Genomic DNA, 16,421 nt, shown 5'->3' with positions numbered 1-16,421 from the left:
CTTCAGTTCCCCAAACACGCGAAAAGGGGTGTTTCTCTCGAAACACCCCTTTTATTGCGCCAGAAACGCATGATCTCGGCAGGAACACCCCATCTCGAGGGGTCAGCCAAGCCAGCCAGGCTAGGCGGCGTGCACCACGCGCCCGTCAACGACGGTCAGTGCGATAGCAACCGAGGGAAGCTCATCGGCTGAGGCTGCCACCGGATCCGCGCCCCACACGGTGAGGTCACCCACAGCACCGACAGCGAGCACGCCGCGGTCTTCGTGACCGCGCGCCTGGGCGGGCCACAGTGTGTACGCGAGCAGTGCTTCTTCGCCGGTCAGGCACTGATCGGGCTCGAAAACGGGAGCCGATGCATCGCCAGGCGTGTGGCGACCACGCGCCCAGGCCATGCCGAGACGGGGGTCGAACTGCGCCACAGGCCAGTCGGAGCCGAGCGTCACGTTGACGCCGGTCTCGAGTACGTCGCGTACGCGGTAGCCCGCGGTGTTCCGGTCTTCTCCGAGGCGAACGGTCCAGTTGTCGCTGTGATCCGCCGCGCGCCACTGCATGTGCAGGGGCTGCATCGACGCGGTCACCTGTGCGCCACCAACCTGGGCAGCCTGGAAGCCTCGCAGACGCTCGATGTCCTGCGCAGACAGCACCTCAAGATGCTCGATCGAGTGGAACGGCAGGCCGTCACGGGCGGGCAGCGCTTCGTACACCTCGAGCACCTGGTTCACGGCGTAGTCGCCGACAGCGTGCGTCGCGATGAGCATGCCTGCGTCGTGGTACGCGCGCACGACCTCGACGTAACGGTTCCAATCAGGCCAGAAGCCGTCGCGACCGTCGCCGCACGCATCGGCCTCGTGCAGCCACGCGGTGCCGGTGTCGATGACACCATCGCTGAAAAGCTTGATTGCGCCGCTCTGCCAGAGTTCACCGCGACGCCCGCGAGCAGCAATCACTGCAGCAACATCGTCATCGGTTGCCCCAACTGCGTGCCAGTGGTGCACGGTGAGACGATGGTCGAGCTCACCGCGCGATTCGAGTTCTTCGAGCAGGTCAAGTGTTGCGGGCTTGCCGTCCATGATTGCGCCGCCGGTCAGGCCGACAGCGGCAAGCGTGCGGAACATGTCGCGCAGCGCATCCCGTTCCTCATCGTGCGAGAGCTTCGGCGCAGCATCGAAGAGGATGCCGTAGGCGCTCGGCTCCCGCAATTCACCCGTTGGGGTGCCGTCTTCGTCAACAACGACCTCGCTCGCGTCTGCGAACTCAACCGGGCCAGTGATGCCGGCTGCGGCGAGCGCGGGAGCGGTGCCAAGGCCGGTGTGCAGGTCGTAGCAAATGAGCGCGACGGGGCGACCGGGAGCAGCATCTGCGAGCAGGTCGCCGCGCATGCCTGTTTCCTCGAATGGCTCATACTCAAGGTTCCAGCCACGCACCCACGCGCCCTCTGGCAGTCGTGCGTGCTCGGCGGCGATCGCTTCTCGGAGCTCCGCAATAGTTTCCAGGCCACCGAGGTCGATGCCAGCGGTCACGTCGGCTGCCCAGTGCGGGTGCGTGTGCGAGTCGAACAGGCCTGGCGTAATCACTGCACCCACCACGTCGCGCACGACAACCCCAGCGGCTGCCGCTCGCTCTGAGACTTCAGCGTCTGAACCGATGAGCGTGATCCGCCCATCTTCGATCAGCAGCGCGGTCGCGTCTGCGTGCGCATCGGTGTTCGTGCGGAGACGAGCGCCAACGAGCGCGAGTGAGCGGGGGCTTTCCGTGGTCATGTGAGGTCCTTTCGCGGAAGCGGATCGCAACAATACAAACGTCAGTGCCGGCCGATGGGCGAGAAATCATCACGCGGCACGGCGGCTGCGCCGAAGCGCTCTGGGTTCCAATACTGCTGGAACTCAGCGTCGCCGTCACCTCCGGTGACAAGATCTGCGAGGTATTCACCCATAAAAGCTGAGTATTTAAAGCCCTCGCCCGAGTCACCGCACGCGAGTACGACGCGCGCGTGGGTACGACCGATGATGAAATCACCGTCGCCGGAGTCGGTCCAGGTGCAGACCTGGGTTGCGAGGACGTTCGGCACAATCGCCGTGAGATCGCGCTCGACGCGGGCGCGGATCGCCTCAGTACGGTCGGGCCACTCGGCACGGTCGAGGTCTTCGCCGAGTGTGTGCCCGGCAAGGGAGCGTAGCGGAATGTCGAGGCCGAGCTTGTAGCCAGAGTCGCCATTCGGCATTGCATAGACACCGGGCTCGTCGCTGCGAGTGCAGTCAATGAGGCCGGGAAGATCGGGGGCAGGCGGTGTGAGGCTTGCATCGCCGACGTACACCACCTGTTCCATGTACGGGGTGAGCGGCAGCGTCAGGCCGAGGCCGGGGAGCAACTCGGTTGTGCCTGGGCCGGCTGAAAGGAGTACCTGATCGCCGGTCACCTCTGAACCGTCTTCGAGGACGACGGTTGCGCTGTCGGGACCGGGGGTGATCCGCGCTACTCGGGTGTTCGGACGGTAGTCGCCACCGCCAGCGATGAATTCACGTAAGACGCCACCGAGCAGTTTGTCGGCGAAGACAACGCCAGCCTCTTCGACGAAGAGCGCGTCGCGGCCATCTGGGCGCAGGCCAGGGAAATAGTCACCGACCGAGTCAGCCGGTACGCGCACGTACTTCTGATCGATCGAATCGAGTGAGCGCTCGACATCAGCGAGCGACTCGTCGTCCCGCCAGAGCGCACCGGTGCGCCGGAACACCGGCTCCCCGATGCGCTCTCCGAGTCGTTCCATTGCAGCAAGCGTGCCGAGCATCGCGCGCGAGCGCCACACCTGAGTGTCAGCGAGCCGCCAGAGGCGCGATGAGCCAGCGTTCGAAGCGAAGGGGCTCCCTGGCTCGAACCGCTCAAGCACGGTGACGTGCCACCCCTCATCTTGGAGTTTCAGCGCCGTCGGCAGGCCCCATGTGCCACCGCCGACGATGATCGCATGCTGCTTCATGGGAGTCTCGCCTAGTCGTTGATCGTGGTGTAGTGCTTACGAAGGTGCTCAGTGATGCGCCATTTGCCCTTCCAACCAGAAGGCATCACCATGACATCGCCGGGGCCGAATTCTTCAGGTTCTTCGCCTTCGACCTCGAGAAACACGCGCCCCGAGAGGATCGTGCAGATCTCGGTGTATCCGTTGCGCTCTGCGGTGAAGGTACCGGGGGTGCACTCCCAGAGGCCCGTACCGATGCGGTCGCTCGACCATACCTCGAGCGCGGCCTCCTGCTGGCCTTCGGTGATCGCAGTGGGCTTCGGTGCGAGCTCGCCGAGATCAATCGCTGCAGAGTTGTGTGCAGCGTGGGTACGAATCGTAGTCATCAAATTTCTCCTTTGAATTGACGGCTGTGGTCAGTGGCGGCGTGAGGCAGAGGTCGTTCACGCCGCTGTCATCAGCGTATAGCGGGCCACCGACATTCGAAGGCCGCCCGCTATACATACTCCGGGGAGCGGTGTACTGCTACCGGCCGCTGATGACGTTTGCGATCTTGGCGATCGGCGAGGTGGTCGGGCGACCGTTGAGTTCAGACTTGTCAGCGACGCCGTACGCCGCGTACATGCCCTTGGTGGCGATCCAGCGCAGGGGCTCGAGCTCCCACTTCCGTACTCGGTGGTTCACCCAGGGAAGGGTCGTGAGTTCGCTGCGGTTACCGAGGATGAGGTCGGCAATCGTGCGGCCTGCGAGGTTCGTCGAGGTCACACCGGTACCGACGTAGCCGCCGCCCCATGCGATGCCGGTCTGCTCGTCGAGACCGACCGTTGCAGCCCAGTCACGGGGAACACCGAGTACGCCCGACCACACGTGGTCGATTGCTGCACCCTTGGTGCTTGGGAAGAAGCGGTGCATGATCTCGCTGAGGGTCTCAACCGTGCGCTCCGAGGTCTGGCCGTCGGTGTCGGTCTTCGAGCCGTACTTGTATGGAACGCCACGGCCACCGATCGCGATGCGATCGTCGCCGGTGCGCTGTGCGTACATGTAGACGTGAGCCCAGTCGCCGAGCACCTCGCCCTTGCTCCAGTTGAGCTCGTCCCAGACGTCTGCCGAGAGCGGCTCAGTCGCGATAAGCGACGAGTTCATTGGGAGCCACAGGCGATGCAAGCCCTTGAGGTTTGCGGTGAAGCCCTCGGTCGCGCGCACGACGTACTGTGCCGAAACGGTGCCGTGGGTCGTCACGAGCTTGTGCGGTGCGACCTCGACAACGCGAGTGTTTTCGTAGATCTCAACGCCAAGACGTTCGCACGCCTCCGCGAGACCCTTCGCGAGTTTCGCTGGCTGGATACGAGCCGAGTGCGGGTGCCAGACCGCGGCGCGAGTGTTCGCGACGTTGATCTTTGCCTGCGCCTCAGGTGCTTCGAGCAGCTGGAGGTCGGTGTACTTCCACTGCTGCTCAGCGGCCGCGAACTCGCGGATACGCTTCTCCTGCGCAACGGTGTAGGCGACGTTGAACTCGCCGCCCTTCTTGATGTCGGCGTCGATGCCTTCAACCTCGGTGACGCGGATAACCTCGTCGACGGTCTCGTTCATCGCTCGCTGGAATCGCTCAGCCGCATCGCGACCGTGCGTCTTTTCGTACTGCTCGCGACCACCCGTGATTGCGCTGGTGAGCCAACCACCATTGCGGCCAGAAGCGCCGTAGCCAACGTGACGCTGCTCAACAACGACGACCTTGAGCTCGGGGCGAGCCTGCTTGAGGTAGTACGCAGTCCACAGACCCGTGTAGCCCGCGCCGACGATCGCCACGTCGGCGGTGAGGTTACCCGGAAGTTCAGGGCGCGGTGTAGGGGTACCGATTTGCTCCCACCAGTGGGAGACATTGCCGTTGATCATTGCTGGGGTTCCTTTAAATTATGTAATTCGTGGTTGTGGGTGTCGGGTCTGTGCGCGGATCGCTATACCGCGAAGACGGAAGCCCGTGCAGGCTCCCAAGCGAGGAGGGCGACCTGGTTGTCAGCGTTGAGCCAAGGCAGCGCCTCAGTTCCGCGGACGACACCGGTCGAACCGTCGCCAAGAACAATCTCGTACTTCCAGCCGGAACCGAGGTAGATTGCCTGGCGTACGGACACCTCGATCGAGTCGAAGCCGGCAGGGATCTCAGCGACCGAGTTCACGAGCACGCCGTGCTCGGGACGGACGACCGTCACCTGTTCCTCAGTGCGGATCATGGTCGATTCGCCGATGAAGCCTGCAACGAACAGCGACGCCGGGTTCTCGTAGAGTTCCTTCGAGGTACCAACCTGCTCGATACGACCCTCGTTGAAGACGGCGATGCGGTCGGAAAGCATGAGCGCTTCCTCCTGATCGTGCGTCACGAAGATGAAGGTACGGCCAACCTCCTTATGAATGCGACGCAGCTCGAGCTGCAGGCGCTCGCGGAGCTGCTTATCGAGGGCACCGAGCGGCTCATCGAGGAGCAGCACCTGCGGCTCGAATACGAGCGCGCGAGCGAGCGCAACTCGCTGCTGCTGGCCACCGGAAAGCTCCTTCGGGTAGCGATCCTCGAATCCAGCAAGACCTGCAGTTGCAAGCGCCTTGCGTGCCCGATCCGCCGCCTCTGCCTTAGCAACCTTGCGCTGCTGCAGCGGGAAGATCACGTTGTCCAGCACGGTGAGGTGCGGGAACAGCGCGTAGTGCTGGAACACGATGCCAAGGCCGCGCTGGTGCACGGGAACCTTTGCCATTGGCTTACCGTCGATAGTGATATCACCCTCGGTGAGGTCGGTGAATCCGGCAATGAGGTTCAGCGTCGTGGTCTTGCCCGAGCCCGAGGGGCCGAGGAAGGTCATGAATTCGCCCGGCTTGACAACGAGGTCTACGTTGTCGAGTGCGATCGACTTCGGGTAGTGCTTGGAGACTCCGGTGAGAACAATCTCGGCACCTGCCTGATTAGCTCTTGCGTGCACGGTTCTTCCTTCCGGTAAGTACGAGCGCGCCGATGACGAGCGTCGTAGTGAGAACGAGGATGACGGTCGCTGCTGCAGCGAGCGTCGGATCGGTATCGCGGGTCACGCTCGAGTACATAAGTACCGGCAGCGTGTTGAGGTACGGGCTCTTAATGAAGAGCGACAGCACAACCTCATCGAAGGAGGTGACAAACGCGAAGAGTGCGCCTGACACCATGCCGGGGATGATGTTGGGGAGAGTGACCTTGAAGAAGGTCGTAATGCGGTTGGCGCCGAGGCTCAGCGCTGCGAGTTCAAGCCGTTCATCGAATGCCGAGAAACCTGCGGTGATCGCGATGACCGTGAAGGGCAGCGCGAGAACCGTGTGCGCGAACACGAAGCCGAGAACAGTACCGACAAGGCCCAGCTTGAGGAAAACCGCGTAGATACCGATTGCGACGACGATGCCGGGAACCACCATGGGAGCCATGAGGCCGATCCGCAATGCACCAGCGAGCTTCTTCTTGGTGAGTGCACGCAGGCCCATGACCGCGAGCAGGCCGAGGAGCGTAGCCACGAATGCGACGAGCAGACCGATGAGGAGCGAGTTGCCAAGCGCGGTCGTCCACTGCTTGTTCGTAAAGAACGACTCGTACCAGCGCAGCGACCACGTCTCGGGCGGGAAGACAAATGAGGCCTTGCCCGTGAAGCTCAGCGGGATGACGACGAGCGTCGGAGCGATGAGCCACAGGGCGACGAGCATGCTGACGACCCACAGGATCACACGCGTGACGGGATGAATTTTCACCATGTCAGAACACCTCCACCGATAGGCCCTTGCGCTTCGCAGCGCGCATGATCAGGCCGATAAGACCGAGCAGCACGAACGTTGCTACGAGCAGAACTACACCGAGTGCACCGCCGCGGCCCCACTGCAGGAGGCTGCTGACCTGTGCGTAAATCGACTGCGCCAACATGCTGTCTGACGGCGAACCGAGCAGTGCAGGGGTGACGTAGAAGCCGAGCGCCTGGATGAAGACCATGAGCGAGCCAGCGGCAACACCCGGCAGCGAGAGCGGCAGGAAGATGCGGAGGAACGCGATGGTCGGGCGTGCGCCAAGCGATCGAGCAGCAATCACGAGGCGGCTGTCGATGCCAGACATCACCGCGTAGAGCGGCAGCACCATGAAGGGCATGAGCACCTGGCTCAGACCAATCATTACACCGAGGTTGGTACGCAGCAGCTCAAACGGGCCAAGGCCGAGGAAGCCAAGCAGGTTGTTGACAACGCCGTTGTCCTGCAGGAGCACGATCCACGCGAAGGTGCGGATCATGAGGCTCGTCCAGAACGGGATCATGGCGACGACGAGGAGAACGGCGCGAGCCTTCTTCCCAACAATCGTCATGAGGAACGCGTACGGGTACGCAAGCACCAGGCAGATCACCGTCGCCATGAGCGCGTTACTGAAGGTGCGCCCAATCACGGCCAGGTTCTGCGGGTTCTCAAATACCCACACGTAGTTCGAGACCCCGACCTCGGGGTCGGTCACGCTGCGCAGCATGCTCTCAAAAACCGGGTACGCGAAGACTGCAACCAGCAGCGCGTACGCAGGCAAGAGAAGCAAGAGCGCCCGGTAGGGTGAGCGCTTCGACGTGCTCGCAGCGCTCACCACCGGAATGTTCGTAGTAGTCACAGATTCCTACTTAATAGTTCTTAGCCCTGGAGCCACTTCATCCAGCGCTCGAGCTCAGCGTCGTAGTTCGCTGCCCACCATGCGGTGTCAGAGACGACCATCTGATCTGCAATCTCAGGATTGGTGACGAGGAAGTTCTGGCCGAGTTCATCTACCTGCGGCTTCGCATCGACGTTGACCGGCGAGTACGAAGTCTGCTCGGTGAGCTTTGCCTGCTGATCAGCACCGAGGTAGTAGTTCAGGAACGCCATCGACGCGTCAGGGTTCTTCGCATTCTTGGGAACGGTCAGTGCTTCGAAGAGCACGAGCGACTGGTTCCAGACGGGCGCGTAGTTTGCACCGTTCTTGATCGCTTCGTAGCCGCGGCCCGACCAGACGAGCGCCATGTCAGCCTCGCCCGATTCGATCATCTGGGTCGACTCAGCGCCGGTCTTCCAGAAGACAAGATCGTCGCGGATCGTGTCGATCTTGTTGTATGCACGGTCCATGTCGAGCGGGTACAGCTCGTCTTCGGCAACGCCGTCAGCGAGGAGTGCACCCTCGTGGATACCGGGGCCTACGTCTTCAAAGCCGGCGATTGCGCGCTTACCGGGGAACTTCTTGGTGTCGAAGAAGTCAGCCCAACCGGTGGGTGCGGTGTCGTACTTCTCAGTGTTGTACACGAAGACATAGCCGTACTGCATCGCAGGAACGTAGCAGTCGCCGAAGAGGCCCTCAGGGATCTTCGAGGAGTCAACGATGTCGTAGTTGATCTTCTGGAGGAGACCGTTTTCGTCTGCGCACTGCTTCTCAGCCCAGATGACGTCGGTGTCGACAACGTCCCAGTTCACGTTGTTGCTGTCGACCTGAGCCTTGACCTTTGCGTACTCGGTGGGACCGTCCTCGAGCATGTTCGCGCCCGACTCTTCACCGAACGGGTACGCGATTGCGTCCATCTGCCCCTTCTGGAACGAGCCGCCCCAGGAGACAAACGTGAGGGGAACACCGTCAAGTGCGCCAGCCTTCACGGTGCCAGCAACCGCGGGGCCATCGCCGAGGTCGATTTCAGCGGCTGCGCCACCGCCACCTGCACAACCGACGAGCAGCGAGCCTGCTGCGCCAGCTGCAAGCAGCGAGGTGAGTACACGGCGGGTATTCTTGTTCTTCACTCTGGATCTCCTTTGATGTAATGAGTTATGTCGTAAATCTGTGGGGTCTGCTGCGCATTCAGCGGCATGGCCCGGACGGTATGCGTCGACCAGGTGGTCAACGCTGCCCAAGTGTGAGAGGCGGGCTCAGGCTTCGACGGGGTCGGGAGTCGGCGGGCTGCCGATCCACAAGACCTTGGCCTCGTCCGCTGATTCGTTGAGCGCGCGGTGCGGGACTGAGCTCAAGAACTCAATCGAGTCGTCGGTACTCATGGGGTATCGCTCGCCGCCGAGCTCAAAGATGACTTCACCCTCGGTGACAATAAAGATTTCCTGTGCGTTGCCGTGCGTGTAGTTTTCAGCGCTTGTTGAGCTGCCTGGACCGAGCACGCCCGCGTACACCTCAAGGTTGCGCAGTGGGGGCAGTGCGAGCACGTACTTCTGTGAGCCTGGCTCAAGGGGAAGTGTGGGTCGATCCGCCGCCTTCAAGACACCGCGGGTGTGATCGGCCGAATCGTCAAGCAGCTTCGCGGGCGAGACCCCGAGCGCTGCAGAAATCTTACGGAGCGAGCCAATGCTCGCGCTGGTGCGACCGTTCTCGAGCTGGCTGAGGAAGCTCGAGCTCACGCCGGATGCGGCCGCGAGCGAACGAAGACTCATGCCGCTCAGCGCACGGAATGCCGCGATGCGACGACCAAGTTCACCCTCGGTGTCTTGCGCATTGTTGTCTGCCATGAAGTTCCTCCTCGAACCTCGTGTCACGTCACACAGTACAAACTGCTTTGTTTTACTGAACACTGTGTGCAGTGACGCTACGCACAATGTACCTACTTTGCGGAGGAATGCAAAATCGGAATCATGCCAGGCACTCCCAGATGCACGTACGGTCCAGTGATAACGTGTGAGAACGTCCAGAATTCGACGATTTCAGGGGGCAGCCGAATGGCGCAACAGCAGGAACTGTTCGACCAGGTCAAGGCCTGGTCAGAGGCCGATTTCGACGATGAGACTCGCGCAGAAGCCACACATCTTTTGGCTCGCGCAACGGCTGGCGACCCCGACGCAACAGCGTCGCTCGAAGACGCCTTTGCTTGCCGTCTCGAGTTTGGCACGGCAGGCCTGCGAGGCGAGGTCGGCGCTGGACCCCGCCGCATGAACCGCGTCGTCGTGACACAAACTTCCGCTGGTTTCGCCGCCTACCTGCACGATCGTGCTGCCCGCGGCGAGACCTCCACTCCCCCATCAATCGTGATCGGCTACGACGGTCGCACCCACTCAGCGCAGTTCGCGCGCGATGCGGCAGAGATCATGGCCGGTGCGGGGATCCGCGTCACCCTCATGCCCGAGGCCGGCCCCACCCCGCTCCTCGCATTCGCCGTACGCCACCTCGACACCTCGGCCGGCGTCATGGTCACCGCAAGCCACAATCCGCCGCGTGACAACGGGTACAAGGTGTACCTCGGTGATGCCGACGCTGGATCGCAGATCATTCCGCCCACCGATGCAGAAATCGGGCAGCGGATCGCAGAAGTCGCCACTCTTCCCCTCGCAGACCTGCCCCGCTCGTCTGACTACGCCATCGCTGACGCGAGCGTCACCGACGAGTACGTCGCGGTGACTGCGACGTCGGTACTCGCCGGCTTGCCCCTCGACGACGACGGAAACATCATCGGCAAGGATGTCAACCTTCGCGTCGCCTACACCGCGATGCACGGCGTCGGCGCCGACATTTCCCGCCGCGTATTCTCAGCGGCTGGCCTGCCCCTCCCGGTCCCGGTGCCAGAGCAAGAGACGCCAGACGGCCGCTTCCCCACCGTCGCGTTCCCGAACCCCGAAGAGCCTGGCGCCCTCGACCTCGCGTTCCGCACGGGTCGCGAGATCCAAGCCGACATCATCATCGCGCACGATCCCGATGCGGATCGCCTCGCCGTCGCTCTCCCCTGTGACATCGACGAGCCAGGCTTCCGTCGCCTCACCGGCAACGAGCTCGGTCTGCTGCTCGGTTGGCGCGCAGCCGAACGCGAGCGCCAGCGGGCTGCACGCGCAGGAGAAGATCCTCGCGGTGCCCTCGCGTGCACGATCGTGTCGTCACCGGCGCTCGGTGCGGTCGCGGCCGCGTACGGGCTCGATTACGTCGAGACGCTTTCGGGCTTCAAGTGGGTATCGCGCGTTCCCGGCCTCATCTTTGGCTACGAGGAAGCACTCGGCTACCTCACCCACCCCGAGCACGTACACGACAAGGACGGCATCTCGGCGAGCGCCGACATTCTCGCCCTCGCACGTGAGTGCGCCAGCCGCGGTATCCAGCTGTGGGACATGCTCGACGAAGCCAGCGCGCGCTTTGGCCACTTCGCGAGCGCCCCGATCACGCTGCGGCTCGCGACCATGGCGGCCGCGACTGAGATGTCGGCGCGGATCCGCACCTCGCCGCCCAGCTGCTTCGGTGATCGCGAGGTCACTCGTGCCCAGGATCTGCTCGAGCCAGGCCTCGCAGCGGTTCCCGCGAACGTGCTGCGCTACGACCTCGCGGATGGTTCGCGCGTCATGATCCGGCCGAGTGGCACCGAGCCGAAGCTCAAGCTATACCTCGATACGTTCAGCGACATTGGATCAGGACCCGACTGTGGGCCTGCCCGGCGAGAGACTGCCGAAGCCGACCTCGCGGTCCTCGAGGCCGATGTGCGTGCGTACTTGGCAGGGCTCGAGGGCTAGGTTCTGGGCTGAGCTGGGCTTTGAGCCTGCGTATTGAAAAACGGCTTAGGTAAGACGGAATCAGCAAATTCTGGCCTACCAAAACCGTTTTCACTACCGTAGGCAACTTGCTGGTCCGACCCACAGTGAATCCCATAAGGACGAGACCCAGCAACGCAACCAGCCAAAGGCAAGGGCGAGCGACTGCTCGCCCGCGGCAGCGCGTAAAGCTGTGCACCCCGTAAGGCCGGCTTCTGTGTTTTGCTGCCGCGGTTGCCCAGTTGGGCAACCTTGCCATTGAATAGTGGCCTCACTGGTATCGCGCAGATGAATGACTCGTTGGCGGTTTTGACCTCGCGCCTGCCAAGTTCCCTTGCCGTCGATATGCAATCGGCCGTAGATATGTTGTTTGGGGTCTCATTCAGCATATGGTTGGCAAATCGCAAACGTACGGCAACCCGACCCAGCGACGCGACGCCTCTCGCCTGATAACGTGGGCATTCCCACGCTTTGACGCCGCTGGAGGTGCTCATGATCATCGATCTTGCAGGTGCAGAGGACCCGCGCTGGCAGACCGCCCTACCGGTACTCCGAGAGCTCCGCCCCAGCCTGACTGATGAGCTGTTCCAGCAGGTCATCGAGGAGGGCACACCGCAAGGTCTCCGCTTCACTGCGATCTTCGACGGCGACGATGACAACGCCGATTGCGTTGCAGTGGCCGGCTGGCGCGTGGTCGCAAGCACAGGCGCTGGTCGCAAGTTATACATCGACGACCTTTCAACCGCGGCAGCGGCTCGTTCGCGCGGCTTCGGCTCCGAGATCCTCTCGCACCTCAAAGATCGGGCGCGTGAGCTCGGTTGCTCCGTGCTCATGCTCGATTCCGGTGTTCAGCGTTTCAGTGCCCACCGGTTCTACCTGCGCGAGCGGATGGAGTTCCGGGCACACCAGTTCCGCATGGATATTGAGCCGGCATAAGGGGCAGTTCCACCGAGCTCGCCGAGCCGAAGCATGCAGAGGCAAACAGAAAGCACCCCATCTCTTCGAGGTGGGGTGCTTTCTGTTGAGGCGCGAAGACTCGCTAGAGCGCTTCGCGGTGCTGTTCGCGCAGCTCGCCAACCGCGCGGTCGAGCGAGGGGTCATCGCCACGGGCGAGACCCGCGTACTGCAGCGTGATGCCGTCATCACCGATGATGGCCTTCACCCAGACGCGACGGCGGGGCACAAAGAGCGACCAAATGAGGCCACCAAGCGCTGCCACGGCAAAAATAAGAATCCAAATCTGTGCCGGGTTTCGCATGACATCGAACGACGCGTACCGCGGGGTTGCGGTGAGCTCGATCGTGCCGAGATCGTTCGGCAACTCGACGGTGTCGCCAGGGGTCAGTCGCAGCGACGGCACGTCGATGGCGCGGCCGGTGAGCTGCTCCATGTTGGTGGTGTCGAGTGAGTAGACCGACTGCGGGATACCGTCATCGACGCCAAGATCGCCGACGAACGCGTCGAGCGTCAATACGGGGTTCATGAGGTCGGGGTAGTTCGAAGTGAACGCACCAGATGAGTTTTCGGTCTGCGTAGGGTAGAAGAAGCCGCGCAGGCCGAGCTGGATCGACTTGCCATCTTCGTCAGTCAGGGCCTTGCCGTCTGCATCAGTCAAGCCGTGCATGACCTTCACGACGCCGAGCGAGGTGAGGTTGGTGTCCTGCGGGATGAAGGGCATCGACTCCTGGTACACGATCTCACCCACGGTGTTCCGGATCACGATGGTCGGCGCGTAGCCGTTCGCAATGAGGTAGATCGGCGAACCATGCACGCGCAGCGGGTGGTTAACGCGGATCACCTCCTCACTCTCATCTGATCCATCGGGAGAAATGAGCGTCGTCTTGGCGCGGTACTCCTTCACCTGGCCGATCGCGTTCACGTTGGGGTCGTCGAGCTCGATGTAATCGATCTCGAGATCATCGAGACGCAGACCGAAAGGTTCGAGGCTGTCATCGTTGAAGCTGTTGCCCGAGTTGACGGTGTCATAGTCGATGAGCTGGTTCACCATCGTCTCGCCCTCAACGAGCACCTTCTGACCGTTGAACGTCAGTGCGCCACCGATCGCGACGCTGACAAGCACGCCAACGAGGCCGGTGTGGAAGATGAGGTTTCCAGTTTCACGCAGGTAGCCGCGCTCTGCCGAAACCGAGATCCAAGCCGGGCGCTTGCCAACGGCTTCGCCGCCCTGGCGCTCGACGCGGTAACGCTGCTTCTTCAGCATTCCCGATGCGAGTTCGATCGCCTGCTCCGCGAACTCGCGCTTCTCCGCGTCGCTCGCGTCGGCGTTCGTAACGACCGTCTCGCTAAAGCCAGCCATGCGGTTCAGGCGCGCAGGAGTCTTCGGCGGGGTGCCGCGCCAGGCGCGCCAGTGCGCGCCGATGCGCGGCAGGATGCAGCCGATCAGCGAGATGAAGAGCAGCAGGTAGATCGCCGAGAACCAGACCGAGCTGTAGACGTCAAACGCCTGAATCGGGAAGGCGTCGAGCACTTTGAAGAGCTTGGGGTGATCCGCCTCATACTGCAGTACACCGTTGGGGTCTGCACCGCGCTGCGGCACGAGCGAACCCGGGATCGCGGCGACCGCGAGCAGCAGCAAGAGCACAAGCGCAACGCGCATGCTCGTGAGCTGGCGCCAGAACCAACGGAACCAGCCCTTGATGCCGAGCTCTGGCTGGTTGATGGGGGAAGCACCACCGCTGCCGTCCTCGTAATCGTCGGGACGGCCGGAGAAACGGCGCTTCGGAGCCTGCTTGGCCGAGTCAGCGGCTGTCTCGCTGGCTACGGCAGCCTGGCCGCCACCAGCCTCGCCAGCTGCGTCGGCTGGCTCAATGGGGTCAGAGGATCGTGCCAAAGTCGCCGATCACCGCCTGCATTGCGAACATCATCTTGCTCCAGAGTCCGGTCACCATGAGGAGACCGATGAGGATCAGCAGGGCTCCGCCGATCAGGTTAACGACACGAATGTGGCGCTTAAAGAAGGACATTGTCTGGGTCATCCAGCCGAAACCGAACGATGCCAGCACGAAGGGGACGCCGAGTCCGATGCAATAGAACAGGGCGAGCACGGTCGCGCGGCCGACAGAGCCCGACTGCGCAGCGAGCGTCATCACGACGCCAAGCGTCGGACCCATGCACGGCGCCCAACCGATTGCGAACACGATGCCAAGCACGGGTGCGCCTGCGAGGCCAACGCGCGGCTTGAGCTTCATCTTCTTGGTGTTCTGCAGCTTCGAGAACGCCCCCATGAACACAAGGCCCATGACGATGACGACCAGACCCATCACCTGAATGATGATGTCTTGGTAATCCCAGAGCCAGAATCCGATCGCGCCGGCGGCCACGTTGATGAGCAAGAACACGAGCGTAAAGCCGGCAATGAACAGCAGCGAGCCGATGATCATTCGGCGCCGTTCGGCCTTCTTCGCCGAGGCTGGGTTCGCAGCGGCGGCGGATCCGCCACTCCCTGCAACGCCAGACACGTACGCGAGGTACCCGGGAATCAGCGGCAGCACGCAGGGTGACAGGAACGACACCAGGCCAGCGAGGAGCGCGATCAGCGATGCGACGAGCAGCTGCCCGTCAGCGACAAGATCCTGCAGTCCCACGGCTTACGACTTGGCTTCGGCAGACGACTCGTCGAGCGTCTCCTGGATGAGGGTACGCAGCTGCGATTCGCCAGCGAGCTGGCCGATGACGCGGTGGGCAACGCGGCCCTCACGGTCGAGCACAAGCGTGGTCGGCACTGCGTTGAGCGGTACCTGGCCAGCGAACGCACGCTGCACCTCACGGCCGCCCTCATTGTCCATGATGGATGGGTAGTCGATGCCGAACTGCTTTGCGAACTGCTCAGCCTGCGCAACCTGGTCTCGGGTGTTCACGCCAACGAACTGCACGTCTTCATCTGCAAACTCTTCATGAGCGGCAACGAGGTCGGGAGCCTCAGCTCGGCAGGGCGCGCAGCCCGCGTACCAGAAGTTCACAACGGTCACGTTGCCGGCAACATCTGCGCTGCTGAGAGTGCTGCCGTCTTCGACAGTGCCCTCGAACACGACAGGCTCGGTGCGTTCAGCGGCAGGGATCGATGCTGAGGTGCCATCACCTGACACGTAGCCCTTGTCGCCGCCTTCGTTCCACTGGTCGGAAAGGTTGCTGCCGCCGCTGCAGCCAGCGAGACCGAGCGCAGCCACGAGGGTTGCGCCAACCAGCATTGACCGAACACCAAAGTGAGAACTCACACTGCACCTACATCAATCGCATCGTCAACCAGACCGGCCGCAGGGTTGCGGTAGTCCACCTCGAACCAGCGCTCGCCGCGCTTTTCGAACGTCGTAATGCTTGAAAGGTCGCACCGGCGCTTTGCCGGGTTGTGCGGAAGTGGCTTCCCGACGATGTCGAGGTGCGCCATCCAAATGGGTGACTGGTGCGACACCATAACGATGTCGCCGCCGCGTGTGGTCTCCCACGCCTCATCCATTGCTTCACGAACACGTGCCGCGACGTCGCGGTACGGCTCGCCCCAACTCGGGCGCATGGGGTTCCAGAACTTGTACCAGTAGCGGGGCTTCTTGAACGCCGCGTCTGGTCCGTTGTTCACCATGCCCTCAAAGAAGTTCGTGGGTTCGATGATGCGGGGCTCGGTCTGAATTTCCAGACTGAACACGCTCGAAATAGGTCGCGCAGACTGCTGCGCGCGCTCAAGCGGCGATGCAAACAGCTTTGCGATCTTGCGGTCACTGCCCGCGAGTTCAAGGGCCGCCGCTTCAGCCATCTCATGGCCTCGCTCAGACAGTCGGAACCCGGGGATACGGCCGTATAGCACCTTGTCGGGGTTATGAACCTCGCCATGGCGCACCAAATGCAGGAGTTTGTCGCTCACGTCCCTCATTCTACGTTCAGCACGCCTGAGAGTTCCCGCGATGTTTCGTGGGAACACAACAAAGCGCCCCGTACCAAGTGCAGTACGGGGCGCGGATC

At 62.6% G+C, this 16,421-nt stretch carries 15 protein-coding genes; 2 read left to right on the top strand and 13 right to left on the bottom strand.

All coding sequences use genetic code 11. The features are described 5' to 3' along the window. Positions 1-120: 120 nt before the first annotated feature. The 9 genes from ICL81_RS03925 to ICL81_RS03885 all read right to left on the bottom strand — a co-directional run bounded on the left by ICL81_RS03925 (position 121) and on the right by ICL81_RS03885 (position 9,452). Positions 121-1,761 carry an amidohydrolase gene (locus ICL81_RS03925; protein WP_188033662.1) on the bottom strand — a complete coding sequence of 547 codons (1,641 nt, stop codon included), beginning with the start codon at positions 1,759-1,761 and terminating at the stop codon, positions 121-123. 41 nt (positions 1,762-1,802) lie between these two features. Then, complete coding sequence (locus ICL81_RS03920) at positions 1,803-2,972, bottom strand: FAD-binding oxidoreductase (RefSeq protein ID WP_188033661.1); 1,170 nt, start codon at positions 2,970-2,972, stop codon at positions 1,803-1,805. A gap of 11 nt (positions 2,973-2,983) precedes the next feature. Beyond that, complete coding sequence (locus tag ICL81_RS03915; RefSeq protein WP_188033660.1) at positions 2,984-3,337, bottom strand: cupin domain-containing protein; 354 nt, start codon at positions 3,335-3,337, stop codon at positions 2,984-2,986. A 139-nt stretch (positions 3,338-3,476) separates the two neighbouring features. Further along, entirely contained in the window at positions 3,477-4,844 is a 1,368-nt protein-coding gene (locus tag ICL81_RS03910) for an FAD-binding oxidoreductase (RefSeq protein ID WP_188033659.1), read from the bottom strand. 62 nt (positions 4,845-4,906) lie between these two features. Continuing rightward, complete coding sequence (locus ICL81_RS03905) at positions 4,907-5,917, bottom strand: ABC transporter ATP-binding protein (protein WP_188033658.1); 1,011 nt, start codon at positions 5,915-5,917, stop codon at positions 4,907-4,909. Next, positions 5,901-6,707, bottom strand: a complete 807-nt coding sequence (locus ICL81_RS03900; RefSeq protein WP_188033657.1) for an ABC transporter permease — start codon at positions 6,705-6,707, stop codon at positions 5,901-5,903. Before ICL81_RS03900 ends, ICL81_RS03905 begins: the two co-directional genes overlap by 17 nt. 1 nt (position 6,708) lies before the next feature. Further along, entirely contained in the window at positions 6,709-7,590 is an 882-nt protein-coding gene (locus tag ICL81_RS03895; protein ID WP_188033656.1) for an ABC transporter permease, read from the bottom strand. A 20-nt stretch (positions 7,591-7,610) separates the two neighbouring features. Continuing rightward, positions 7,611-8,738 (bottom strand): ABC transporter substrate-binding protein, encoded by a 1,128-nt coding sequence (locus tag ICL81_RS03890; protein ID WP_188033655.1) that lies wholly within the window; start codon positions 8,736-8,738, stop codon positions 7,611-7,613. Positions 8,739-8,864: 126 nt separating this feature from the next. Then, the gene (locus ICL81_RS03885; RefSeq protein ID WP_188033654.1) at positions 8,865-9,452 is read right to left on the bottom strand and encodes a cupin domain-containing protein; all 588 of its coding nucleotides are present in this window, start codon (positions 9,450-9,452) and stop codon (positions 8,865-8,867) included. 207 nt (positions 9,453-9,659) lie between these two features. Between ICL81_RS03885 and ICL81_RS03880 the strand changes: the two genes are divergently transcribed. Together ICL81_RS03880 and ICL81_RS03875 are read left to right on the top strand one after the other, a co-directional pair. Then, positions 9,660-11,429, top strand: a complete 1,770-nt coding sequence (locus ICL81_RS03880; RefSeq protein WP_188033653.1) for a phospho-sugar mutase — start codon at positions 9,660-9,662, stop codon at positions 11,427-11,429. A gap of 510 nt (positions 11,430-11,939) precedes the next feature. Further along, complete coding sequence (locus tag ICL81_RS03875) at positions 11,940-12,383, top strand: N-acetyltransferase (protein ID WP_188033652.1); 444 nt, start codon at positions 11,940-11,942, stop codon at positions 12,381-12,383. 103 nt (positions 12,384-12,486) lie between these two features. Here ICL81_RS03875 and ICL81_RS03870 read toward each other — a convergent pair whose 3' ends face one another. The 4 genes from ICL81_RS03870 to ICL81_RS03855 are packed head-to-tail and all read right to left on the bottom strand — an operon-like array spanning position 12,487 to position 16,323. Then, positions 12,487-14,298, bottom strand: a complete 1,812-nt coding sequence (locus ICL81_RS03870; protein WP_223160560.1) for a cytochrome c biogenesis protein ResB — start codon at positions 14,296-14,298, stop codon at positions 12,487-12,489. After that, positions 14,282-15,052 carry a cytochrome c biogenesis protein CcdA gene (locus tag ICL81_RS03865; protein WP_188033651.1) on the bottom strand — a complete coding sequence of 257 codons (771 nt, stop codon included), beginning with the start codon at positions 15,050-15,052 and terminating at the stop codon, positions 14,282-14,284. The genes ICL81_RS03870 and ICL81_RS03865 overlap by 17 nt, the downstream gene beginning before the upstream one ends. A gap of 3 nt (positions 15,053-15,055) precedes the next feature. After that, positions 15,056-15,682, bottom strand: a complete 627-nt coding sequence (locus ICL81_RS03860) for a TlpA disulfide reductase family protein (protein WP_353055410.1) — start codon at positions 15,680-15,682, stop codon at positions 15,056-15,058. Further along, positions 15,679-16,323 (bottom strand): histidine phosphatase family protein, encoded by a 645-nt coding sequence (locus ICL81_RS03855; RefSeq protein ID WP_353055409.1) that lies wholly within the window; start codon positions 16,321-16,323, stop codon positions 15,679-15,681. Before ICL81_RS03855 ends, ICL81_RS03860 begins: the two co-directional genes overlap by 4 nt. Positions 16,324-16,421 lie beyond the last annotated feature (98 nt).

The organism is Leucobacter sp. cx-328 (assembly GCF_014530035.1).
In the GTDB taxonomy this organism is placed as follows: domain Bacteria; phylum Actinomycetota; class Actinomycetes; order Actinomycetales; family Microbacteriaceae; genus Leucobacter.
This window is presented reverse-complemented; position numbering and strand designations above follow the sequence as displayed.